The organism is Pseudomonas sp. NPDC098747, from assembly GCF_044760045.1.
GTDB lineage: Bacteria > Pseudomonadota > Gammaproteobacteria > Pseudomonadales > Pseudomonadaceae > Aquipseudomonas.
Map to the genome: position 1 here is coordinate 29,303 of NZ_JBIWAL010000032.1, position 23,120 is coordinate 52,422.

A 23,120-nucleotide genomic window follows, 5' to 3' on the forward strand; every position below is an offset into this window, starting at 1 on the left:
ATCCTGAGGTTCTGTACGTTGACCTTCTGATTGCGGATATGAATTGTGTGGTGCGCGGCACGCGCATTGAACGCCCCAGCCTCCACATGGGTTACGTGAACGGCATCAACCTGCCGGCCTCTCTATTTGCTCGGGAGATCACTGGTTCGACGGTGGAAAGCACCGGTCTGGGCCTGGACATCGGCGACGCCGATCGTATCTGCTATCCAATCCCCGACACCCTGTGCAACGAGCCATGGCAGAAGCGCCCGACTGCGCAACTGTTGATGACCATGCACGAGCTCGAAGGTCAGCCATTCTTTGCCGACCCGCGTGAAGTGCTGGCAAATGTGGTTCGCAAGTTCGACGAAATGGGCCTGACCATCTGCGCCGCATTCGAACTCGAGTTCTACCTGATCGACCAGGAGAACGTGAACGGTCGTCCGCAGCCACCACGCTCGCCGGTTTCCGGCAAACGCCCGCACTCGACTCAGGTTTACCTGATCGACGACCTCGACGAATACGTCGATTGCCTCCAGGACATTCTGGAAGGTGCCAAAGAGCAAGGCATTCCGGCCGACGCCATCGTCAAGGAAAGTGCCCCGGCGCAGTTCGAAGTGAACCTGCACCATGTCGCCGACCCGATCAAGGCGTGCGACTACGCGGTCTTGCTCAAGCGGCTGATCAAGAACATCGCCTACGACCATGAAATGGACACCACCTTCATGGCCAAGCCTTATCCGGGCCAGGCGGGCAATGGTCTGCACGTTCACATTTCGATTCTGGATAAAGAAGGCAAAAACATTTTTGCCAGCGAGGATCCCGAGCAGAACGCCGCGCTGCGTCACGCGATCGGCGGTGTGCTCGAGACCCTGCCCGCGCAGATGGCTTTCCTCTGCCCGAACGTCAACTCCTACCGTCGTTTCGGCGCACAGTTCTACGTGCCGAACTCGCCGTGCTGGGGTCTGGACAACCGCACCGTAGCGATTCGCGTACCGACCGGCTCATCCGATGCCGTGCGTATCGAACACCGCGTGGCGGGTGCAGATGCCAACCCGTATCTGCTGATGGCTTCGGTGCTGGCTGGCGTGCATCACGGTCTGACCAACAAGATCGAGCCGGGCGCGCCCGTCGAAGGCAACAGCTACGAGCAGAACGAACAAAGCCTGCCGAACAACTTGCGCGATGCCCTGCGTGAGCTGGACGACAGCGAGGTGATGGCCAAGTACATCGATCCGAAATACATCGATATCTTCGTCGCCTGTAAAGAGAGCGAGCTGGAGGAGTTCGAACACTCCATCTCCGACCTCGAATACAACTGGTATCTGCATACCGTTTAAGCGGTTGTAGTTACATAAAAACGCCGTTGGCTGAATCAGCCGGCGGCGTTTTTTTATGGCCGCCTGCGGCGGATCGCTGGCAGGCCAGCTCCCACAAGGGCGGTGCATGGATTCTGTGGCGAGGGGATTTATCCCCGTTCGGCTGCGAAGCAGTCGTAAAACCTGATGACTAGATTTTGCTGATACACCGCATTGGCTGGATTTGGGGTCGCTTCGCGACCCAACGTGGATAAATCCCCTCGCCACAGTCTGCCACTCGGGAATGTCGAACACCGGGCGCTCCGCGTACAATGCCTGCTGCCCCGCAGGAGACTTCCATGACGCGACCCGCCCCCGTCCGCAAACCCCGTGCCCGCAGTCAGGCGCGGATCGATTCGATACTCGACGCCGCGCGCACCCTGCTGGCCGCCGAGGGTGTAGCCAGCCTGTCGATCTACAGCGTAGCCGAGCGCGCGCAGATACCGCCCTCCTCGGTTTATCATTTCTTCGCCAGCGTCCCGGCGCTGCTCGAAGCACTCACCGCCGATGTACACGCAGCATTCCGCGCCTGCCTGCAAGCGCCGATCGATCATCAAGCCCTGCGCGACTGGCGCGACCTGTCGCGGCTGGTCGAACAGCGGATGCTGGAGATTTACGACGAAGACGCCGCCGCCCGCCAGTTGATCCTCGCGCAACATGGCCTGACCGAAGTCACCCAGGCCGACCGTCAGCACGACATCGAACTGGGCGACTTGATGCACAAGCTGTTCGACCATCACTTCGAACTGCCGAAGCTGCCGGATGACGTTGATGTGTTTGCCCTGGCAATGGAGCTGGGTGACCGCGTGTATGCGCGCTCGGTGCAGCTACATGGGCAAATCACACCACGCATGGCCGAGGAAGGGATGCGGGTGTTTGATGCTTATATCGGGTTGTATCTGCCGCCGTATCTACCTAAAAGATCTGTGGTGATTTGACTGACCTCTTCGCGAGCAAGCTCGCTCCCACAGTGATTTGTGGTGGACACAACATCTGCGGCCGACACCGAACCTGTGGGAGCGAGCTTGCTCGCGAAGGCCGCGCCGCCGATTTCAAGGCAGGCACAAAAAACCCCGAAGGGCTCACACCCTCCGGGGTTGTTTTTTACTCACCGGCTTACAACTTGGCGATGGAAACCTCGGTGGATTTCACGAAGGCGATCACTTCGCTGCCGACCACCAGTTCCAGCTCTTTTACCGAGCGCGTGGTGATCACCGAGGTGACGATGCCGGAAGCGGTCTGCACGTCGATTTCCGACAGCACGTCGCCGAGGACGATTTCCTTGATAGAGCCTTTGAACTGGTTGCGTACGTTGATGGCTTTGATAGTCATGGCAATGATTCCTGTCGTTTGCTTGAGTTATTGAGCCCAACGCAATTGCGTAGGCAGAGGTGAAACAGGTTCCGGCGCCGGCGGCTCGCCGGGCAGGGACAACACTCGGTTGAGGACTTCGGTTTCCAGCGCTGCCAGTCGATGCGAACCGCGCACTCGCGGGCGCGGCAGTTCGATGTGCAAGTCGAGACCGACTTCGCCGTCCTCGATCAGAATCACGCGGTCGGCAATCGCTACCGCTTCGCTGACGTCGTGGGTCACCAGCAACACCGTGAAACCATGCTGCTGCCAGAGGCGTTCGATCAGTTGCTGCATCTCGATGCGGGTCAGCGCGTCCAGTGCGCCGAGCGGTTCGTCGAGCAACAGCAGACGCGGCTTGTGGATCAAGGCCCGGGCCAGAGCAACACGCTGCTTCTGCCCACCGGACAAAGCGGCCGGCCATTCATTGGCGCGATCCGCCAGGCCGACCGCTTCCAGCGCCGCCAAAGCCTGTGGACGCCAGTTGCCTTTGAGCCCGAGGCCAACGTTGTCGATGATCTTTTTCCACGGCAGCAGCCGTGCTTCCTGGAACATTAATCGGGTGTCTTCCCGCGCATCACTGAGCGGCGCGGCACCTGCGAGCAAGTCACCGCCAGTCGGCAGATCGAGGCCGGCCAGCAAGCGCAGCAAGGTACTTTTGCCGCAACCGCTGCGCCCGACCACGGCGACAAACTGCCCTGCCGGAATGTGAAGATCGATATCGCGCAGCACCTGCCGCGTGCCGAAGGTTTTCTGTAGATTGCGCACCGCCAACGGAATCCCGCGCAGCAAGCGTGGAGGTTGTTGAGCGGTCATGCCGCACCTCCTTTGGCAACCTGATAGGCCGGATGCCAGCGCAACCACACACGTTCAAGTGCACGGGCCGCGAGGTCGGCGAGTTTGCCGAGCACCGCATAAAGCAGAATCGCCAGCACCACCACGTCGGTCTGCAAAAACTCCCGGGCATTCATCGCCAGATAGCCGATGCCGGAACTGGCAGAGATGGTTTCTGCGACGATCAGCGTCAGCCACATAAAACCCAGGGAAAAACGCACACCCACCAGAATCGAAGGCAACGCTCCCGGCAGGATCACCTGCCAGAACAGGCTGAAACCGCTCAACCCATAACTGCGCGCCATCTCTACCAGCGCCGGATCGACGTTGCGGATACCGTGATACGTGTTGAGGTAGATCGGGAACAACGTGCCCAACGCCACCAGAAAAATCTTTGCCGACTCGTCGATGCCGAACCACAGAATCACCAACGGAATCAGTGCCAGATGCGGCACGTTGCGGATCATCTGCACCGAGCTGTCGAGCAAGCGCTTGCCCCACTTGGACAGACCGGTGATGAAGCCCAACACCAGACCGATGCTGCCGCCGATGGTGAAGCCCAGCGCGGCGCGCCAGCCGCTGATTGCCAGGTGCGTCCAGATTTCGCCGCTGCGCACCAGACTCACGCCGGCCTCGATCACGGCCACCGGTGCCGGCAGAATCCGCGTCGATAACCAACCCGCCGACACCGACAACTGCCACACCGCCAGCAGCAACACCGGCAACGCCCAGGGCGCGAGGCTGTGGATGATTTTCTTCATGGCGCGCCTCAGCTCTGCGACGCGGCTTTGGGAAGAATGTCGTTGGCGACCATCTCGCCGAACGGGCTGACATAACCGGCGCCTTTCGGCAGTTCCGGGCGTTCGATATCGAGGTGCGGGAACAGCAGTTCGGCGACGCGATACGACTCTTCGAGGTGTGGATAACCGGAGAAGATGAAGGTGTCGATGCCCAGATTCGCGTATTCCTTCACCCGAGCGGCCACGGTTGGACCGTCGCCAACCAACGCCGTCCCGGCACCACCGCGCACCAGACCGACGCCGGCCCAAAGGTTGGGGCTGACTTCGAGGTTGTCGCGGCTGCCGCCGTGCAAGGCGGCCATGCGTTGCTGGCCGACCGAATCGAAACGCGCCAGCGAAGCTTGAGCACGGGCGATGGTTTCATCATCCAGATGCGAAATCAGCCGATCCGCCGCCTGCCAGGCTTCAGCATTGGTTTCACGAACGATCACATGCAGACGAATGCCGAAGCGTACGGTGCGTCCGAGCTTGGCGGCTTTGGCGCGCACCTGTTCGATTTTCTCCGCCACTGCTGCGGGCGGTTCGCCCCAGGTCAAAACCATTTCGACCTGTTCGGCGGCCAGATCCTGCGCCGCTTCCGAGGAGCCACCAAAGTACAGCGGCGGACGCGGTTGCTGGATCGGCGGATAGAGCAGTTTCGCGCCTTTCACGCTGATGTGCTGACCGTCGTAATCAACGGTTTCGCCTTCCAGCACACGGCGCCAGATACGGGTGAATTCCACCGAGGCTTGATAGCGCTCCTCGTGACTGAGGAACAGACCGTCGCCGGCCAATTCCTCCGGATCACCACCGGTCACCAGATTGAACAGTGCACGACCGCCAGACAAACGATCCAGCGTCGCGGCCTGACGCGCCGCCACCGTAGGGGAAATGATCCCGGGGCGCAGGGCGACCAGAAACTTCAGACGTTGGGTCACCGGGATCAGCGACGCGGCCACCAGCCAGGAGTCTTCGCAAGAACGGCCGGTGGGAATCAGCACACCGCCGAAGCCCAGACGATCCGCCGCTTGCGCGACCTGTTGCAGATAGCCGTGGTCAACAGCACGGGCGCCTTCGGAGGTGCCAAGGTAATGGCCGTCGCCGTGGGTGGGCAGGAACCAGAAAATATTGAGGCTCATGGAGTGGTCTCCTTGGGGATTCGAATTACTGTGCTTTGGCCACAGCGGACGGTGGTGTCCAGATCACATCCTTGATGCTCAAAGGCTTGGGAATCAGCTTGAGCTGGAAGAACGTGTCAGCGATTTTCTGTTGCGCGGCGATCACTTCCGGGGTCAGGAACAGCGCGCCGTAACCCTGGCGTTTGACCGAGGTCAGGGTGATGTCCGCCGGCAGGCCGAGCAGTGGCGCAACCTGTTGAGTCACGTCTTCAGGGTTGGCCTTGGACCACTCGCCGACCGCGCGCACTTCTTCGACGAGGGTCTTGATCACCTCGGGATTTTTCTGTGCGTAGGGTTTTGTCGCGAGATAGAACTGGTGATTGTCGACGATGCCTTTGCCGTCGCGCAGGGTGTGCGCTTGCAGCTGTTTCTCGGCGGCCGCCTGGTACGGATCCCAGATGACCCAAGCATCGACGCTGCCACGCTCGAACGCGGCGCGAGCATCGGCTGGCGGCAGGAATACGGTTTGGATATCGGTGTATTTGAGTCCGGCGTCTTCCAGTGCGCGCACCAGCAGGTAGTGGACGTTGGAGCCTTTGTTCAGCGCGACTTTCTTGCCCTTGAGATCGGTCACCGATTTGATCGGCGAGTCTTTCGGCACGAGGATCGCTTCGCTGTTCGGCGCTGGCGGCTCGTAGGCGACATAGAGCAGATCGGCGCCGGCAGCCTGGGCGAATACCGGTGGCGTTTCACCCGTCACGCCGAAGTCGATCGAACCGACGTTCAGGCCTTCTAACAGTTGCGGGCCACCAGGGAATTCGGTCCATTGCACGTCCACGCCTTGGGCGGCGAGGCGCTTTTCCAATGTGCCTTTGGCTTTGAGCAGCACCAGCGTGCCGTATTTCTGATAACCGATTCGAAGCACGCCTTCATGGGTAGAAAGTGCCTGAGCTTGAGTGATAGCGCCGAAGGACACAGCCGCAGCAAACAGAGCGACCAGACCACGACGCAAAAATACAGTGCGCATAGCGCTCTCCTTTTTGCTGTTGGGTTTTGGCTGCACCTGCTTGGCCGTTGGCGGCTGAGTAAGGTGAGTTCTTCTAATTCGGATGAAGCTTCAAATGCTCCAGCGAGCACTCAACAAACGTTCGTTCAACAGGCCCGGCTCCAGCGGTTTCGGTCGGCGGGCCATGGCACTGACAAACTGATCCAGCGCTTCATGCAGACGCTGTTGCAGCGCCGGTGCCAACTGCGCCTGGGCACTGCCTTCGCCATAAGCGATCTGGCTGTCCTCGGCGAAAATCCCTTGGAGCATTTCCTGGGCTTTCAATGCCGACAGCACCGGTTTGAGCGCGTAATCGACCACCAACATGTGGGCGATGCTGCCGCCGGTAGCCATCGGCAAAACAATCTTGTGGTTCAAGGCACGTTCGGGGAGCAGATCAAGCACGGTCTTCAGGGCGCCAGAAAACGAAGCCTTGTACACCGGTGTGGCGATCAGCAAGCCGTCGGCGTTTTCAATCTGTTGCAAAAGGTCGAGCACCTTCGGGCTATCAAAACGAGCGTGGAGCAGATCTTCGGCCGGGAAGTCCCGCACCTGATAACTCACCACTTCCACACCTTGTTGCTGCAACCAGCGCTGCGAGTGCGCAAGCAGTACTCCGGAACGGGAGCGCAGGCTGGGACTGCCACCGAGTGAGACGACCAGCATTGAGACAATTCCTTAAGCGTTATAGGCGATTCGCAGGCTGCGATCTCGCGTCGATGTGAGTGACCTTACCAGCTGATTTATATATCCATAAATCATATTTATTCATTTAGTTATGCGTTTTGGAGATATGCGCTTTACCTTTTTTCAGGCGAAAAAAAGGCCGTCGAAACGGCCCGAAATCCCCTGCTATGTGGATGCGACAAAGTTACCTCTGCGTTGATTGATCTGACGCATTCGCGAGCAAGCTCGCTCCCACACTGGATTTTCAGTGAGCGCCGAATTTGTGTTCAGCAAAGGTCAACTGTGGGAGCGAGCTTGCTCCGGGCGGCGTTCCGACGAAAGCGCCAGTCAATTCACTGCCATTCTCACTGACTTACTTGTTCGGCTGCGGCGTCAGGCGCAGATACGGTTTCACCGCGCGATAACCTTTCGGAAAGCGCTGCTTGATCTCGTCTTCATCCTTGAGCGACGGCACGATCACCACTTCATCACCGTCCTGCCAGTTGGCCGGGGTGGCCACTTTGTAGTTGTCGGTGAGTTGCAGCGAATCAATCACCCGCAGAATCTCGTGGAAATTGCGCCCGGTGCTCGCGGGGTAAGTGATGGTCAGGCGAATCTTCTTGTTCGGATCGATCACGAACAGCGAACGCACGGTCAGCGTGTCGTTGGCGTTCGGGTGGATCAGGTCATACAGGTCCGAGACCTTGCGATCGGCGTCGGCCAGGATCGGAAAGTTGACGATAGTGTTCTGGGTTTCATTGATGTCTTCGATCCACTTGTGGTGCGAGTCCACCGGGTCGACCGACAGCGCGATGGCTTTGACGCCGCGCTTGCTGAATTCATCTTTGAGCTTGGCGGTGAAACCCAGTTCGGTGGTGCACACCGGGGTGAAATCCGCCGGGTGGGAAAACAGCACGCCCCAGCTATCACCCAACCATTCGTGAAAGCGAATCTTGCCGGCGCTGGAGTCTTGTTCGAAATCGGGGGCGATGTCGCCGAGTCTGAGGCTCATGGTGCTGCTCCTGATAAGTGGTTGGAGACCTCAACTGTAGCTTGGCTTTTGTGCTCATGAAAAAGAATATATAACTAGATATGTATGCCTTTTAGGAATATTAAACTTCTGTTCACTGGACGCATGGCAGCATCGCGACGAACATCGCTCACAAGGTTCGAGAAGGCCTTGAGTTGCTGTAAAGAGGGACATGTCGGGGAGGGCTTACGGGGGTGAGCCTGACTCGGAAACGCAAAAGCCCCGTCCGGCGCGATGCCGGACGGGGCTTTTTTACATCAGTAACTTGAGCGCGCTATTACATCAGCGGGATCGAGTAGCTGACGATCAGGCGGTTTTCATCCTGGTCACGCTGACCTGGGATGTCGTTGCGCCACATAGCGTTTTTCCACATTACGCCAACGTTTTTCAGCGGACCTTGCGGTACGACGTAACCGACAGTGATGTCGCGTTCCCACTCGGAACGGCCAGTCGCATTGGTGCTGACTTGACGGTCGCCAACTTTACCAGTGGTGTCGATATTATCGCCACGCAGGTAAACCACACCAGCGGTCAGGCCAGGAACGCCAACTTTGGCGAAGTCGTACGAGTAGCGAGCTTGCCAGGTACGTTCGCCAGCGCGAGCGAATTTGGCAATCTGCATATCGGTAGTGATGTAAGCCGACGAGCCGTCACCCTGGTTCAGCCAAGGGAAATCACTGTTGCCGTTGCTGACCTGATAACCGCCACCGAAGGTGTGACCTTCAACGGTGTACAGGAACAAGCCGCTGTACAGGTTGTTGTCTACTTTACCTTTGGTGATGCCAGTGCCGTAATCACCAGTGGTGTAGTAGGCCGGGTCATTACCGTTGGCGCCATCGTCACGGCTGTTGAAGTAACGGAAGTCCGACTTCAAAACGCCCGGACCGATTGCCCAGTTGTGAACCAGACCCAGGAAGTGCTGCTTGTAGTAGTCCTGCAGGTTGCCGTAGTAGTACTGGGCAGTCAGGTCTTTGGTGATTTTGTAGTCACCGCCACCGTAGATGAACTTGTTGCTGTCACGACCGGCAGCGGTGTGCGCGTTGGAGCCAGCAATCGACAACTCTTCGTTGTTGCTGGAGTTACGGCCCTTGGCGTGCTCGATTTGACCACCCACCAACGTCAGATCTTTGATCTCGTTGGAAGTGATCTGGCCACCTTGGAAGGTTTGCGGCAGCAGACGGCCATCGTTGGTCACGATTACCGGCAGTTTCGGCTGCAGGGTGCCCAGCTTCAGTTCGGTCTGGGAGATCTTGGCTTTGGCAGTCAGACCCAGGCTGGAGTAGTTATCAACGGCTTCGCCGTTGGACTTGCTCGGGAAAACAGTGCCGCCGTAAGAGGTAGAAGTGGCGCCGTTAGTGCCACCACCCGAATCCAGACGCACGCCCAGCAGGCCGATTGCATCAATACCGAAGCCGACGGTGCCTTGGGTGTAACCGGAAGTGAAGCGCAGATCGAAGCCTTGGCCCCATTCTTCCTGCTTGTTCTGAGCCTTGGCAGCTTTAGTATCGCCATCACGGTTATCAGTGTTGATGTAGAAGTTGCGCAGCCCCAAAGTTGCCTTGCTGTCTTCGATGAAACCGGCGGCGCCTGCCTGCTGCGCCATAACCCCTACGGCCACAGCCAGGGCCAAGGTGGACTTGTTCATGTAAAGCTCCTCTCGTTCTAATTCTTGTGTTCCTGGCCCGGGGTCTGATGCCCTGGATCCTAAGATGCGCGATTAGCGCCAGACCGTGACCAACAAGTCAATCGTAACTATGTGTGTCTACGACCATGGTCTAATCGCAGTGATTTTGGTCCGTGCAGAGTAAAGATTTCCTGATAAAGCCAAAAAGAATTTATTAATCCTTTTTCATATCATTTCGGAATATGACCATAGACTGGCCATCAACGCCGGGATACAGCGTATCGGCGCCTAAGCTCATTCCTAAATGGTATTTGTTGACCTTTTTTTAGATCGATTAGCTTTGACGCAACCCCAATACGTCAAACCCTATCGAAAAGGCGACGCCATGATGGCCAAACGCGCACTATCTAGTCAATTTGTTACAGTTTGTGTGTCGGCAATGATTTATTTTTCTGCCCACGCAGCCAACCCTACGGTCGGCTACCAGACCGGTATTGATCAGAGCAAAGTCTTCCAGGCGGACGGCTTCTAGGAGAAAGCGTCGAGGTGCCGAACGCCAAGGCACAGCAAACCAGCGCGCTACTGGAGGGCGGCACGACGAAAGCGATTGGAGAGACTGCGAAGTTTTTGAAGGAGCAGGGCAAGGTGGAAACGGTACTGCCGGATTATTCACCGTACGTAAGCGCGAAGTTCATCACTGAGTAAATCCAGACCTTGTGGTGAGGGGATTTATCGGAATGCCGCACCACCCCGATGGACTGCGCAGCAGTCCCTGCTTTTCCAAAAAGGGGGCCGCTGCGCGACCCATCGGGGATAAATCCCCTCGCCACAATAGACCTCGGTAGGTATCAGAGGGTCTTTTCGAAGATCTTCGAATTACGCTGATAGTTGTACAGCGATGCCCGTGCCGCTGGCAGGCGTTCAACACTGCTCGGTTCGAAACCACGCTCGCGGAACCAATGCGCGGTCCGCGTGGTAAGAACGAACAGCGTCTTCAAGCCCTGCGCCCGAGCGCGGGTTTCGATGCGTTCCAACAATTCATCGCCGCGCCGGCCATGGCGATACTCCGGGTTCACCGCCAGACACGCCAGTTCACCCGCATCCGAATCAGCGATCTGATACAGCGCCGCACACGCGATGATCATGCCTTCGCGCTCAACCACGCTGAACTGCTCGATCTCGCGCTCCAGCACTTCGCGCGAACGACGTACCAGAATCCCCTGCTCTTCCAGCGGGCTGATCAGGTCGAGCAAACCGCCGACGTCTTCAATCGCCGCCTCGCGCACCAGTTCGAATTGCTCCTGGGCCACCAGCGTACCGCCACCGTCACGGGTGAACAGTTCGGTCAGCAGCGCGCCATCCTCGACATAACTGACGATATGACTGCGCGCCACACCGCCACGGCAAGCTTCGGCGGCGGCATCCAGCAGTTCCGCCTGATAGTTGCTGCCCAAACGTTGCAAGTGCGCCGGCACCTGTTGCGGACGCAGTTCGCGGACCAGTTTGCCGCTCTCGTCGATCAGGCCGAGGTCGGCGCCGAACAGCAGCAATTTGTCGGCACCCAGATCGATGGCGGCGCGGGTGGCGACGTCTTCGCAGGCAAGGTTGAAAATCTCACCGGTCGGCGAATAGCCCAGAGGCGACAGCAGCACGATCGAACGCTCATCGAGCAAACGATTGATGCCCTTGCGGTCGACCCGGCGCACTTCACCGGTGTGGTGGTAGTCGACACCTTCAAGCACACCGATTGGTCGTGCGGTCACCAGGTTGCCGCTGGCCACGCGCAGGCGCGAGCCTTGCATCGGCGACGACGCCATGTCCATCGACAGGCGCGCTTCGATGGCGATGCGCAACTGGCCGACCGCGTCGATCACACATTCCAGGGTCGCGGCATCGGTAATGCGCATGCCGTGGTGGTAATGCGGGGTCAGGCCACGGGCGGCGAGGCGGGTTTCGATCTGCGGACGCGAACCGTGCACCAGCACCAGCCGCACACCAAGGCTGTGCAGCAGCACCAGGTCGTGGACGATGTTGCCGAAATTCGGGTGCTCAACGCCGTCGCCGGGCAGCATGACGACGAAGGTGCAATCGCGGTGGGCATTGATGTAAGGAGAAGCGTGACGAAGCCAATTGACGTAGTCGGGCATGAACCTGGGCCTGTAATAAATAGCAGCCGGAAAAAAGGGCGAAACGGAAAACGCACAGCGGGCTGATGGTTATCGTCGGAACAGGCTTGGCGACACGCGCGCTCTCCTCATGAATACGGGTTGGGTTGCCGGCAATTTAACACCGCATACCCCTGTGGGAGCGAGCTTGCTCGCGAAGGCGGTGTGTCAGGCTCATCAATGTCGTCGAACATTACGCCTTCGCGAGCAAGCTCGCTCCCACATGGACGGGGTCTAACTCATGGAGTTTTGTCCGGGGTCAGGCAGTAATGTTCAATCAACTGTCGCAATAGATGCACGGTAGGCTGCAAACGTGACATTTCAAGGTATTCGCCCGGTTGATGCGCACAGGCAATATCACCGGGACCGAGCACAATGGTTTCGCAGCCAAGACGCTGAAGATAAGGCGCTTCGGTGCCGAACGCTACTGCTTCGGCAGTGTGGCCGGTGAGCTTTTCGGCGATTCGCACCAATTCGGCGTCCGCGTCCTGCTCGAATGGCGGCACTTCCGGGAACAATGGCTTGTAGTCGATCTTCACCTGATGCCGTTCGGCAACCGGGTTGAGCTTGCGCAAAATTTCCGCCCGCAGGACTTTCGGGTCCATACCCGGCAGTGGCCGCAAGTCGAATTCCAGCGAACACTGGCCGCAGATGCGGTTGGGGTTGTCGCCACCATGGATACAGCCGAAGTTCATGGTCGGTTGCGGCACACTGAATTGCGGATTGTTGTATTCGCGTTGCCACAGCAGGCGCAGGCCGCGCAGTTCGCCGATGGCATCGTGCATGGCTTCGAGGGCGCTGTGCCCCAGGCGCGGGTCAGATGAATGACCGCTCTGCCCGAGGATGTCGATGCGCTCCATCATGATGCCTTTGTGCATGCGGATTGGCTTGAGCCCGGTCGGCTCGCCGATCACTGCCGCGCGGCCCAGCGGTCGTCCGGCCTCGGCCAGCGCACGGGCGCCGGACATCGAGCTTTCTTCATCACAGGTGGCGAGGATCAGCAGCGGTTGCTTGAACGGCTGATCGAGCAGCGGCAGCACGGCGTCGATGATCAGAGCGAAGAAGCCCTTCATGTCACAACTGCCCAAACCGACCCAGCGGCCATCGACTTCAGTGAGCTTCAGCGGGTCGGTCTGCCATAACGCCTCGTCATACGGCACCGTATCGCTGTGCCCGGCCAGCACAAGACCGCCGGGGCCGCTGCCGAAACTGGCGAGCAGATTGAATTTGCCGGGGCTGACCTGCTGGATATCGCAGCTGAAACCCAGGTCACCCAGCCATCCCGCGAGCAAGTCGATCACTGCCCGGTTGGACTGATCGAGGCTCGGCTGGGTGCAGCTGACCGATGGCGCGGCAATCAGCGCAGCGAACTGGTCTTGCATGGATGGCAAAGGCATCGCTGACTCCAACTCCCGAATTGAGGTCCATCATAGAACCATCCGGCGCCAGGAATAAACCGCCGCAGGGCGTAGGACGAATCAGTCCTGTACACTGCACGGCCTTGGCAGCCACACATTCCCCCGGCTGCGCTCCCGATCCTGGATTTTCCGGCCATGCAGAAAGAAACCGAAATCAAACTCCGCGTCAGCCGCGAAACCCTCGCGGCCCTGCGCGAGCACCCTCTTCTTAAAAAACGCAACAAAAGTGGCTGGGAACGCCGTGAGTTGATGAACCAGTACTTCGACACGCCGGAGCGCGATCTGGCCCAGGCCAAAGTCGCCCTGCGCCTGCGCAAGGACGGCGATGAGGTGATTCAGACCCTCAAGACCCGTGGCCAGAGTGTCGCCGGTCTGTCCGAGCGTAACGAGTACGACTGGAAATTGCCAAAAGCCAAGCTCGACGTGAAGAAACTCGACGGCGAATGCTGGCCCGAATCGCTGGCCGAGCTGGACAAGAAAACCCTGAAGCCGATCTTTACCACCGATTTCGTCCGCGAGCGCGCCGAAATCGCCTGGGGCCGTGGCAAGAGCAAAGTGGTCATCGAAGCGGCGCTGGACCTCGGTCACGTCGTGGTGGGCAAACAGAAAGAAGAAATCTGCGAGCTGGAACTGGAACTGCGCGAAGGCGAGCCTGCCGCGCTGCTGGAACTGGCCGCTGAACTGGCGCAAACCCTGGCCCTGATGCCGTGCGACATCAGCAAGGCCGAGCGCGGCTATCGTCTGTACGACGCCAACAGCTACTCGCTGAGCCTGCCAGCGCCACAACTGACTGTCGAAACCCAGCTGGACGACGCTTTCGCCGCCCTGTGCTGGCACTTGCTCGGTAGCAGCCAGCGTCTGGCCGAACAATATCGTTTCAACGGTCACTGGCGTCTGTTGCTGGACTGGGTCGAGAACCTCGCGGAAATGCGCGCTCTGCTCAGCAGCCTCGGCCAGGCCGCACCACGCCCTTCGACCCACGACCTGCGCGTGGCCCTCGACGCACTGCTGGAAGACTGGCGCCCGCTGGTTCAGGTTGGTATCGAAGACGAAGACGTGCGCAAAGCCGCGCCGGAGCAGTTCCTCGAAGAGCTGGAAGACCCACGTTGGGGTCAGTTCTCGCTGACGGCTTCGCGCTGGTTGCTGGCTCGCGCCTGGACCGCTGACCGTAACGTGCGTGGCAACCGTCAGGGTGGCGCGCAGTTGCACAGCTGGTTGCCGCGTTTGCTCGGCGAAGAAGCCACAGCCCTGCAATTGCAGCGTTATCAGCAGCAGCCAGAAGATCTGGCTGAACAACTGCCGCGTATCGAGCGCATTCAGGTCTGGCTGCACCACGCCCGCAATGTACTGGAGATCCCGGAAATGGATCGCCTGTACGGCGAGCTGAACAAGCTGGCGCAACTGGCCAACGAGCCAACCATCACCGACGAATTGCTTGATGCACGCAAGCAACAGGCGATCGCGGTTTATCAGAATCGCGCGTGGAAAATGCTGCTGCGTATGTAATAGCTTTGTGGTGGGGGTTTATCTGTGGCGAGGGGATTTATCCCCGTTGGGCTGCGTAGCAGCCCCAAAAAACCAGGGCCGCTGCGCGCCCCAACGGGGATAAATCCCCTCGCCACAGATCAATCCCCTCGCCACAGTAATTCCCCTCCAGCAGTTCAGCGCAGTACCGGCAAACTGGTTGTGGACTTGATCTCCGACAGCGCCACAATCGAGTTCACTTCCTGTATCCCCGGCACCAGCGACAGCTTCTCGAAGAAGAAGCGCTCATACGCCTCGATGTCCGCCGCGACAATGCGCAACAAAAAATCCACCGCCCCCATCAGCACATAACACTCCAGTACCTCCGGAAAACCGCGAATCGCCTCGGTGAACTCAGTGAAGTTCGAGCGCCCGTGGGCGTTGAGTTTGATTTCGGCAAAGATCTGCGTGTTCAGGCCGATTTTCTTGCGATCAAGCAAGGTCACCTGGCCGCGAATGATCCCCTCCTCCTTCATCCGCTGAATCCGCCGCCAGCACGGCGATTGCGACAGGCCTACCTGCTCGGCGATCTGCGCGCTCGAGAGCGAAGCATCCTCCTGCAGCAAGGCGAGAATCTTGCGGTCGTAGCTGTCCAGCTCGCTGTGCATAGAAAAACCTCAAACAAAAGATTCTGCGAATTGATCTACCTGATCAAACGCCAATAACGCTCATCTTAGATAAGAAATACCCCGCAGCGAATGTAAAAATTCCTCCAGTGAATTTGGAGCCCTGCCATGCCGCACCTTGAAGCCGTCAACACGCCCCCAACCCGCGCCGATGTCTGGAACGTCAGCAACGCCCACTGCCTGGCGCAGTATCAGATCCTCGCCGAGGCCGAGCCGGATCTGCTGGTGCGAGTACTCAACCTGTTCGCGTTGCAATTTCTTACGCCCGAGCAAGTGAACGTGCAGCGAATGGATGACCTGTTGTCGATCGACCTGGTCATGAGCGGCCTGAGCTGGCATCGCGCGCAAGTGATTGCGGAAAAACTTCGTAACCTGATCAGCGTCTGCTCGGTGAATCTGCAAAACACTGACACGGCGCGGGCTGCACCGGCGCAGGCGGCCGGCTGACAAATCCGGCAACGGCTTCGTCGGGTAGTGGCCCAACGGTCTGCGGGTCCCCGACTATTCTTTTGCGCACTGTCGCTTAAAAGGAAGCCCGCATGTCCGTTCAACTTGCCACTCAGGACCGCTGGCTGGAACTCAATGATGTGTTGCGTGAACTGGTCGCCCAAGGCTTCATCAGCCAGAACTCGGCGGAGCAGGCGCTCAATGCCCGTCGTCGCCACGCAGCCAATGGCCAGAAGCATCCGCTGGAGTTTATCGCCAGCCAGCAACTGGACGACCTTAGCCGTCCGGGCAAGCATCTGGACCTCGAAAGCCTGACCCTGTGGCTGGCGCAACAGGCCGGCCAGCCATACTTGCGTATCGACCCACTGAAGATCAACGTTGCCGCCATCACCCCGCTGATGTCCTACGCCTTCGCCCAACGCCACAAGATTCTCGCGGTGGCGGTCGATCGAGATTCGGTGACCGTGGCCAGCGCGCAGCCCTATGTGAAAGGCTGGGAAGCCGATCTGACTCACGTCCTGAAGTTACCGATCAAACGGGTGGTCGCCAACTCGGCGGACATCCAACGCTTCAGCGTCGAATTCTTTCGCCTGGCCAAATCGGTCAGCGGCGCCAGTAACGCCGATCAACAGAACGGCAACCTCGGCAACTTCGAGCAACTGCTCAACCTCGGCGCCAGCGATCAGGAGCCGGACGCCAACGACGCGCACATCGTCAACATCGTCGACTGGCTGTTTCAATACGCCTTCCAGCAGCGCGCCAGTGATATCCATATCGAACCGCGCCGCGAGCAAGGCACGGTGCGCTTTCGCATAGACGGTGTATTGCACAACGTCTATCAATTTCCGCCGCAGGTGACGATGGCCATTGTCAGTCGCCTGAAAAGCCTCGGGCGCATGAACGTCGCCGAAAAGCGCAAACCCCAGGACGGCCGGGTCAAGACCAAGACCCCGGACGGCGGCGAAGTGGAGTTGCGCCTGTCGACCCTGCCCACCGCGTTCGGCGAAAAAATGGTCATGCGGATTTTCGACCCGGATGTACTGCTCAAGGACTTCGATCAGCTTGGGTTTTCCGCCGACGACCTGCGCCGCTGGCAGGACATGACCCGCCAGCCCAACGGCATCATTCTGGTCACCGGGCCGACCGGTTCGGGCAAGACCACCACGCTCTACACCACCCTGAAAAAACTGGCGACGCCGGAGGTCAACCTCTGCACCATCGAGGACCCGATCGAAATGGTCGAGCCGGCGTTCAACCAGATGCAGGTACAGCACAACATCGAGCTGAGCTTCGCCGCCGGGGTGCGCGCGCTGATGCGACAAGACCCGGACATCATCATGATCGGCGAGATCCGCGACCTCGAAACCGCCGAAATGGCGATTCAGGCGGCACTGACCGGGCATCTGGTGCTGTCGACCTTGCACACCAATGATGCGCCGAGTGCAATCAGCCGATTGCTTGAGCTAGGCGTGCCACATTACCTGATCAAGGCCACGGTGCTCGGGGTCATGGCCCAGCGGCTGGTGCGAACCTTGTGCCCACACTGCAAAGCGCCGCTGACCCTGGACGATGAGGATTGGCAGACCCTGACCCGACCGTGGCAGGCGCCACTGCCGGGCAACGCACAAAGGGCCATCGGCTGCGTCGAGTGCCGCGACACCGGCTATCACGGGCGCGCCGGGGTCTACGAAATCATGCAACTGAGTGACAGCCTCAAAGCCTTCATCACCCCTGACACCGATCTCACGGCGATCCGTCGCCAAGCGTTCAAGGAAGGCATGCGCAGCTTGCGCCTGTCCGGCGCGCAAAAAGTTGCGGCGGGGCTGACGACGGTTGAGGAAGTGCTCCGGGTGACGCCGCAAAGTGAGCAGAAATAGGCGCTTAGGGAACCGGATGGGGGAAATGACGATCCAACCGGTCATTCAACACCAGTGGAGTCTCCCCCTCATGCGTCTCAAACTTGCTGTCGCTACCCTTGCCCTGCTGTCTCTGCCTGTTGGTTCGGCAATGGCCGACAGCTTCTGGCATAACGTCATTTCCTCCGGTGCCACCACCGGCTCGACGTACCTGACCTTCAAGGATCACAAGCTGATCGTCGCCGCACAGGACGACGCCGGCAGTTTCGTTGCCAGCGATGGCGGCATCCGTGGCCCGTATCTGGAAGCCGCGATGCAGAAAGTCCGCGCCGACAACCCGGGCCTGCAGGCGACGGACATGGAACTGGCGAACGCGATTCTGGCGAAGAACGCCGTGGCTTCCGAGTAAGCCGTTCGCAGACAAAAATGCCGCTCATTTGAGCGGCATTTTTTTGCCCGCCATTGCGGGTTCACCACAGAACCCTGTGGGAGCGAGCTTGCTCGCGAAGACCATCTCACATCCGGAATATGCATCAACTGATACACCGCTTTCGCGAGCAAGCTCGCTCCCACAGGGGATTTTTGATCAACCGGTCGTCAGCGGTAATCGTCCACCGGCACGCATGCGCAAAACAGATTGCGATCACCATAGACATTGTCGACCCGATTCACCGCCGGCCAGTATTTGTGCGCCTTGGTGTGCGCATCCGGCGTGATGCCTTGCTCGATGCTGTACGGCCGCTCCCAGACCCCGGTGACATCCGCCAAGGTATGCGGTGCACGCTTGAGCGGGTTGTCTTCCGCCGGCCAGTTACCGTTCTGCACCTCGGTGATTTCCGCGCGAATGCTCAACATCGCGCCGATAAACCGGTCCAGTTCAGCCTTGGACTCGCTCTCGGTCGGCTCGACCATCAAGGTGCCCGGCACCGGGAACGACATGGTTGGCGCGTGGAAGCCGTAATCCATCAGACGCTTGGCGACATCCTCCTCGCTGATCCCGGTCTGCGCCTTCAGCGGCCGCAAATCGAGAATGCATTCGTGCGCGACCCGCCCGTTGCGCCCGGTGTACAGCACCGGGAACGCACCGGATAAATGCTGCGCCAAGTAGTTCGTCGCGAGGATTGCCACTTCGCTGGCATCCGCCAGTTGCGGCCCCATCATGGCGATGTACATCCAGCTGATTGGCAGAATGCTCGCGCTGCCCCACGGAGCTGCGCTGACTGCACCGTTCTGCGCCAGCGGCCCGTCGATCGGCACCACCGGATGGTTGGCGACGAACGGCGCCAGATGTGCGCGAATGCCGATCGGCCCCATTCCCGGCCCGCCACCGCCATGGGGAATGCAGAAGGTCTTGTGCAAATTCATGTGCGACACGTCGGCGCCGATGTCCGCCGGCCGCGCCAACCCGACTTGCGCGTTGAGGTTGGCGCCATCCATGTACACCTGACCGCCATGCTTATGGATGACCTCGCAGATCTCGCTGATGCCCTCCTCATACACGCCATGGGTCGACGGATAAGTCGCCATCAGGCACGACAACTTATCCCCAGCCTCGGTGGCTTTTGCTTTCAGATCCTCTAGATCAACGTTGCCCGCCTCGTCGCATTCGACGATCACCACGCGCATCCCGGCCATTTGTGCCGAGGCCGGATTGGTGCCGTGGGCCGACGACGGAATCAGGCAGATATCCCGCGCGCCCTGCTGGCGGCTCTCGTGATACTTACGGATCGCCAACAGCCCGGCGTACTCGCCCTGAGCGCCCGAGTTGGGCTGCATGCAGATCGCATCGAACCCGGTAATCGCGCAGAGCCAGCGCTCGAGTTCTTCGATCATCAAGGTGTAGCCGACCGCCTGCTCTCGCGGCACGAACGGATGCAGATTGGCAAACTGCGGCCAGGTGATCGGGATCATTTCGCTGGTGGCGTTGAGTTTCATGGTGCAGGAGCCCAACGGAATCATCGACTGGTTGAGCGCCAGGTCCTTGTTCTCCAGTTGTTTGAGATAACGCAGCATCTCGGTTTCGCTGTGATGGGCGTTAAACACCGGATGGCGCAGGTAAGGTGTGCTGCGCTGAAGATTGTCTGGAATGCCGGAAACCAGCGCTTCAGCGTCAAGGTCCTCGACGATCAGCCCATGATCGGCGCCAAGCAACACATCGAACAGCTTCGCCACCGTGTGCTCATCGCACGTTTCATCGAGGCTCAGACCGACTCGACCACGGCCGAGAATCCTCAGGTTGATTTGCGCAGTTTTGGCACTTTCGATAATCGCGGTTTGGGCGCCGCCGACGTCCAGCGTCAGCGTGTCGAAAAACTGCGCGTTCACCCGGTTGATGCCGTGACGCTCAAGACCTGCCGCCAGAATACAGGTCAGCCGATGCACCCGCTGCGCGATCCGCTTCAAGCCTTCCGGCCCGTGATAGACCGCATAGAAACTGGCAATGTTGGCCAACAGCACCTGTGCCGTGCAGATGTTCGAGTTGGCTTTCTCGCGGCGGATATGTTGCTCGCGGGTTTGCAGGGCCATGCGCAACGCGACGTTGCCGCGAGCGTCTTTCGATACGCCGATGATCCGCCCGGGAATCGCCCGTTTGTATTCTTCGCGACTGGCGAAAAAAGCTGCGTGTGGCCCGCCATAGCCCATCGGCACGCCAAAGCGTTGGGAGGAACCGAACACCACATCGGCGCCCAACTCACCCGGTGGCGTCAGCAGCAGCAAACTGAGCAAATCGGTGGCAACACAGGCCAGCGCTTGCTGGGCGTGCAAGTGATCGATGAGAGGTCGCAGATCACGGATCTCGCCATGGGTGTCGGGGTATTGCAGCAGCGCGCCGAATACCTCGTGCTGCTTCAAGTTATCCACAGCGTCGATGATCAACTCGAAACCGAAACCTTCGGCCCGGGTCTGCACGACGGAAATGGTTTGTGGATGACAGTTCTCGTCGACGAAAAACAGATTGCTCTTCGACTTGGCAACGCGCTTGGCCAGTGCCATGGCTTCAGCAGCGGCGGTCGCTTCATCGAGTAATGAGGCGTTGGCGAGTTCCAGGCCGGTAAGATCGATGGTCAGTTGCTGGAAATTCAGCAGTGCTTCGAGCCGACCCTGAGCAATCTCCGGCTGATACGGCGTGTAGGCGGTGTACCAACCGGGATTTTCCAGCACGTTGCGCAAAATGACGGTCGGCGTCAGCGTGCCGTGGTAGCCCATGCCGATCAGACTGGTCCAGACCTGATTCTGCTCGGCGTAACCACGCAACTTGGCCAGTGCCGCTTGCTCATCCAGCGCTGGCGGCAGATCCAGTGCGCGATTAAAGCGGATGCCCGGCGGCACGGTCTGCTCGATCAATTCACTTCGGCTGCCGAAGCCGAGACTGTCGAGCATGGCCTGCTGCTCGGCGGCGTCGGGGCCGAGGTGGCGGCGCAGGAAGGCCTCGGGATCGCGTAACTGGCTCAGGGTCGGCAACTGGGACATGACGGGCTCTCTCTTGGCTGGCGCTCGGCGTCAAGGCAAATACGGTCAAACCAGCATAGCAGCCCATGCCGTACGCAAATTTTCATGGCAGACCACATCCCCTGTGGGAGCGAGCTTGCTCGCGATAGCGGTGTGTCAGGTAGATCGATGTCAACTGACAGGACGCCTTCGCGAGCAAGCTCGCTCCCACAGGGGTTTTTCCGTCACCCACAAAAAAGCCCCGACGAGTCGGGGCTTTGGGGTGCAGCGCTCAGCTTACTCGCCGATCGCAGCCTTGTAGGCAGCCGCGTCGTGCAGCTTGTCCAGCTCAGCCTTGTCGCTAGGCTTGAGCTTGAAGATCCACGCGCCGTACGGGTCGGAGTTCAGCAGCTCTGGCGAACCGCTCAGGTCTTCGTTGACCGCGATGACTTCGCCGCTGACCGGGGCGTAGATGTCGGAAGCGGCCTTCACCGATTCGACCACACCGGATTGATCGCCAGCAGCGTAGACCGTGCCGACTTCGGTCAGCTCGACGAACACCACATCACCCAGCGCTTCCTGCGCGTGATCGCTGATGCCCACAGTGACGGTGCCGTCGGCTTCCAGACGTGCCCATTCGTGACTTTCGGCAAAACGCAGGTCGGCAGGAATATCGCTCATCTTCAGTGTCCTCAAGAAATTGTCAGCGGTGGTGCCCGCCGGAAAAGGTTAGATCAAAGTTTTGCCATGGCGTACGAAGGTCGGTTTGACCACTCGTACCGGGTACCACTTGCCACGGATTTCCACTTCGGCGCGGTCGGCAGTCGCCATCGGAACACGCGCCAGGGCAATCGATTTGCTTAGCGTAGGAGAGAAACTACCACTGGTGATCTCCCCTTCGCCAACATCGGCGATACGAACCACCTGATGAGCACGCAAAACACCGCGTTCCTCAAGCACCAGACCGACCAGTTTGTGCGCAACGCCAGCGGCTTGTTCCGCCTCCAGCGCAGCACGACCGATGAACTGACGTGAGACCGGTTCCCAGGCGATGCTCCAGGCCATGTTGGATGCCAGCGGCGAAACGTCTTGATGAATGTCCTGACCGTAGAGGTTCATCCCGGCCTCAACGCGCAACGTGTCGCGGGCACCGAGGCCGATCGGGGAAATGCCGGCACCCACCAGATCGTTGAAGAAACCCGGGGCCTGATTGGCCGGCAATACGATTTCCAGACCGTCTTCACCGGTATAACCGGTGCGGGCAATGAACCAGTCGCCGTCGGTCTCGCCTTCGAAGGGTTTGAGGTGCTGGATCAGCATGGCACGGGACTGGGTCACCAGCTCGGCAATCTTGTGCCGGGCCTGCGGGCCTTGAATGGCCAGCATCGCCAACTCGGAGCGCTCATGCAGTTGCACGGCGAAACTGCCGAGCTGCGCCTGCATCCAGGCCAGGTCCTGATCGCGGGTGGAAGCGTTGAACACCAGACGATAACCATCTTCGAGACGGTAGACGATCATGTCATCGACGATGCCACCACGCTCGTTGAGCATGGTGCTGTACAACGCACGGCCGGGGCGGTGCAGGCGATCGACGTCATTGGCCAGCAAATGCTGGAGCCAGGCCTTGGCCTGGGTGCCGGTGACATCGATTACGGTCATGTGGGAAACATCGAACACCCCGCAATCGCGGCGCACTTCGTGGTGCTCCTCGACCTGCGAGCCGTAATGCAGCGGCATGTCCCAACCGCCAAAATCGACCATCTTCGCGCCGAGCGCGAGGTGCAGGTCATACAGAGGCGTACGCTGTCCCATGGGTTTCTCCTTCCGGGCGTGGCGAGGGTGCGGACTGCCGCTGCACGGGTGAAAGCCTTG

21 protein-coding genes and 1 pseudogene are annotated in these 23,120 nt (G+C 59.5%); 8 read left to right on the top strand and 14 right to left on the bottom strand.

Annotated elements, in window-relative coordinates; genetic code table 11:
- The coding region (locus ACIQVE_RS19030; RefSeq protein ID WP_402810939.1) for a glutamine synthetase family protein at nucleotides 1–1,319 on the top strand (1,319 nt) is incomplete at its 5' end.
- Nucleotides 1,320–1,636: 317 nt separating this feature from the next.
- A complete protein-coding gene (locus ACIQVE_RS19035) occupies nucleotides 1,637–2,275 on the top strand; it encodes a TetR/AcrR family transcriptional regulator (RefSeq protein WP_402810941.1) in 639 nt (212 codons plus the stop codon).
- Nucleotides 2,276–2,453: 178 nt separating this feature from the next.
- Here the strand turns inward: ACIQVE_RS19035 and ACIQVE_RS19040 are convergent, their stop codons facing one another.
- The 8 genes from ACIQVE_RS19040 to ACIQVE_RS19075 all read right to left on the bottom strand — a co-directional run bounded on the left by ACIQVE_RS19040 (nucleotide 2,454) and on the right by ACIQVE_RS19075 (nucleotide 9,804).
- Nucleotides 2,454–2,669 carry a molybdopterin-binding protein gene (locus ACIQVE_RS19040; protein WP_003229256.1) on the bottom strand — a complete coding sequence of 72 codons (216 nt, stop codon included), beginning with the start codon at nucleotides 2,667–2,669 and terminating at the stop codon, nucleotides 2,454–2,456.
- Between the two features lie 27 nt (nucleotides 2,670–2,696).
- Nucleotides 2,697–3,503 carry an aliphatic sulfonates ABC transporter ATP-binding protein gene (ssuB, locus tag ACIQVE_RS19045; RefSeq protein ID WP_402810943.1) on the bottom strand — a complete coding sequence of 269 codons (807 nt, stop codon included), beginning with the start codon at nucleotides 3,501–3,503 and terminating at the stop codon, nucleotides 2,697–2,699.
- The gene (ssuC, locus tag ACIQVE_RS19050; protein ID WP_402810945.1) at nucleotides 3,500–4,282 is read right to left on the bottom strand and encodes an aliphatic sulfonate ABC transporter permease SsuC; all 783 of its coding nucleotides are present in this window, start codon (nucleotides 4,280–4,282) and stop codon (nucleotides 3,500–3,502) included. The genes ssuB and ssuC overlap by 4 nt, the downstream gene beginning before the upstream one ends.
- Before the next feature lie 8 nt (nucleotides 4,283–4,290).
- Nucleotides 4,291–5,439, bottom strand: coding sequence for an FMNH2-dependent alkanesulfonate monooxygenase (ssuD, locus tag ACIQVE_RS19055; RefSeq protein ID WP_402810947.1), 1,149 nt, complete (start codon nucleotides 5,437–5,439; stop codon nucleotides 4,291–4,293).
- 25 nt (nucleotides 5,440–5,464) lie between these two features.
- A complete protein-coding gene (locus ACIQVE_RS19060) occupies nucleotides 5,465–6,445 on the bottom strand; it encodes a sulfonate ABC transporter substrate-binding protein (RefSeq protein ID WP_402810949.1) in 981 nt (326 codons plus the stop codon).
- Between the two features lie 90 nt (nucleotides 6,446–6,535).
- Nucleotides 6,536–7,129: an NADPH-dependent FMN reductase gene (ssuE, locus tag ACIQVE_RS19065; protein WP_402810951.1), complete on the bottom strand. Its 594-nt coding sequence runs from the start codon at nucleotides 7,127–7,129 to the stop codon at nucleotides 6,536–6,538.
- A gap of 373 nt (nucleotides 7,130–7,502) precedes the next feature.
- Nucleotides 7,503–8,141 (bottom strand): peroxiredoxin, encoded by a 639-nt coding sequence (locus ACIQVE_RS19070; protein WP_402810953.1) that lies wholly within the window; start codon nucleotides 8,139–8,141, stop codon nucleotides 7,503–7,505.
- 295 nt (nucleotides 8,142–8,436) lie between these two features.
- On the bottom strand, nucleotides 8,437–9,804 hold the full coding sequence (locus ACIQVE_RS19075; protein ID WP_402810955.1) for an OprD family porin: 1,368 nt from the start codon (nucleotides 9,802–9,804) through the stop codon (nucleotides 8,437–8,439).
- A 364-nt stretch (nucleotides 9,805–10,168) separates the two neighbouring features.
- Here ACIQVE_RS19075 and ACIQVE_RS19080 point away from each other — a divergent pair, with 364 nt between their 5' ends.
- Nucleotides 10,169–10,315, top strand: coding sequence for a hypothetical protein (locus ACIQVE_RS19080; RefSeq protein ID WP_402810957.1), 147 nt, complete (start codon nucleotides 10,169–10,171; stop codon nucleotides 10,313–10,315).
- 17 nt (nucleotides 10,316–10,332) lie between these two features.
- Nucleotides 10,333–10,488 (top strand): annotated as a pseudogene (tauA, locus tag ACIQVE_RS19085) (taurine ABC transporter substrate-binding protein); the annotation flags it as partial.
- A gap of 143 nt (nucleotides 10,489–10,631) precedes the next feature.
- Here tauA and argA read toward each other — a convergent pair.
- Both argA and argE read right to left on the bottom strand, forming a co-directional pair.
- The gene (gene argA, locus ACIQVE_RS19090; RefSeq protein WP_402810959.1) at nucleotides 10,632–11,930 is read right to left on the bottom strand and encodes an amino-acid N-acetyltransferase; all 1,299 of its coding nucleotides are present in this window, start codon (nucleotides 11,928–11,930) and stop codon (nucleotides 10,632–10,634) included.
- A 257-nt stretch (nucleotides 11,931–12,187) separates the two neighbouring features.
- Complete coding sequence (gene argE / locus ACIQVE_RS19095) at nucleotides 12,188–13,345, bottom strand: acetylornithine deacetylase (protein WP_402810960.1); 1,158 nt, start codon at nucleotides 13,343–13,345, stop codon at nucleotides 12,188–12,190.
- Between the two features lie 156 nt (nucleotides 13,346–13,501).
- On the opposite strand from argE, the gene ACIQVE_RS19100 reads away from it, so the two are divergent.
- Nucleotides 13,502–14,872 carry an inorganic triphosphatase gene (locus ACIQVE_RS19100; protein ID WP_402810962.1) on the top strand — a complete coding sequence of 457 codons (1,371 nt, stop codon included), beginning with the start codon at nucleotides 13,502–13,504 and terminating at the stop codon, nucleotides 14,870–14,872.
- Between the two features lie 155 nt (nucleotides 14,873–15,027).
- On the opposite strand, the gene ACIQVE_RS19105 is transcribed toward ACIQVE_RS19100, so the two are convergent.
- Nucleotides 15,028–15,498: an Lrp/AsnC family transcriptional regulator gene (locus ACIQVE_RS19105; RefSeq protein WP_007913818.1), complete on the bottom strand. Its 471-nt coding sequence runs from the start codon at nucleotides 15,496–15,498 to the stop codon at nucleotides 15,028–15,030.
- A gap of 126 nt (nucleotides 15,499–15,624) precedes the next feature.
- Here ACIQVE_RS19105 and ACIQVE_RS19110 point away from each other — a divergent pair, with 126 nt between their 5' ends.
- The 3 genes from ACIQVE_RS19110 to ACIQVE_RS19120 all read left to right on the top strand — a co-directional run bounded on the left by ACIQVE_RS19110 (nucleotide 15,625) and on the right by ACIQVE_RS19120 (nucleotide 18,228).
- Entirely contained in the window at nucleotides 15,625–15,963 is a 339-nt protein-coding gene (locus ACIQVE_RS19110) for a hypothetical protein (protein ID WP_402810964.1), read from the top strand.
- A gap of 92 nt (nucleotides 15,964–16,055) precedes the next feature.
- On the top strand, nucleotides 16,056–17,840 hold the full coding sequence (locus ACIQVE_RS19115; RefSeq protein ID WP_402810966.1) for a GspE/PulE family protein: 1,785 nt from the start codon (nucleotides 16,056–16,058) through the stop codon (nucleotides 17,838–17,840).
- A 70-nt stretch (nucleotides 17,841–17,910) separates the two neighbouring features.
- Nucleotides 17,911–18,228, top strand: a complete 318-nt coding sequence (locus ACIQVE_RS19120; protein WP_402810968.1) for a DUF2388 domain-containing protein — start codon at nucleotides 17,911–17,913, stop codon at nucleotides 18,226–18,228.
- 188 nt (nucleotides 18,229–18,416) lie between these two features.
- Here the strand turns inward: ACIQVE_RS19120 and gcvP are convergent, their stop codons facing one another.
- From gcvP to gcvT, 3 genes are all read right to left on the bottom strand, one after another.
- Nucleotides 18,417–21,290, bottom strand: coding sequence for an aminomethyl-transferring glycine dehydrogenase (gene gcvP, locus ACIQVE_RS19125; protein ID WP_402810970.1), 2,874 nt, complete (start codon nucleotides 21,288–21,290; stop codon nucleotides 18,417–18,419).
- A gap of 255 nt (nucleotides 21,291–21,545) precedes the next feature.
- Nucleotides 21,546–21,929, bottom strand: a complete 384-nt coding sequence (gcvH, locus tag ACIQVE_RS19130) for a glycine cleavage system protein GcvH (RefSeq protein ID WP_402810972.1) — start codon at nucleotides 21,927–21,929, stop codon at nucleotides 21,546–21,548.
- 48 nt (nucleotides 21,930–21,977) lie between these two features.
- Complete coding sequence (gcvT, locus tag ACIQVE_RS19135) at nucleotides 21,978–23,060, bottom strand: glycine cleavage system aminomethyltransferase GcvT (protein WP_402810974.1); 1,083 nt, start codon at nucleotides 23,058–23,060, stop codon at nucleotides 21,978–21,980.
- Between the last annotated feature and the right edge of the window lie 60 nt (nucleotides 23,061–23,120).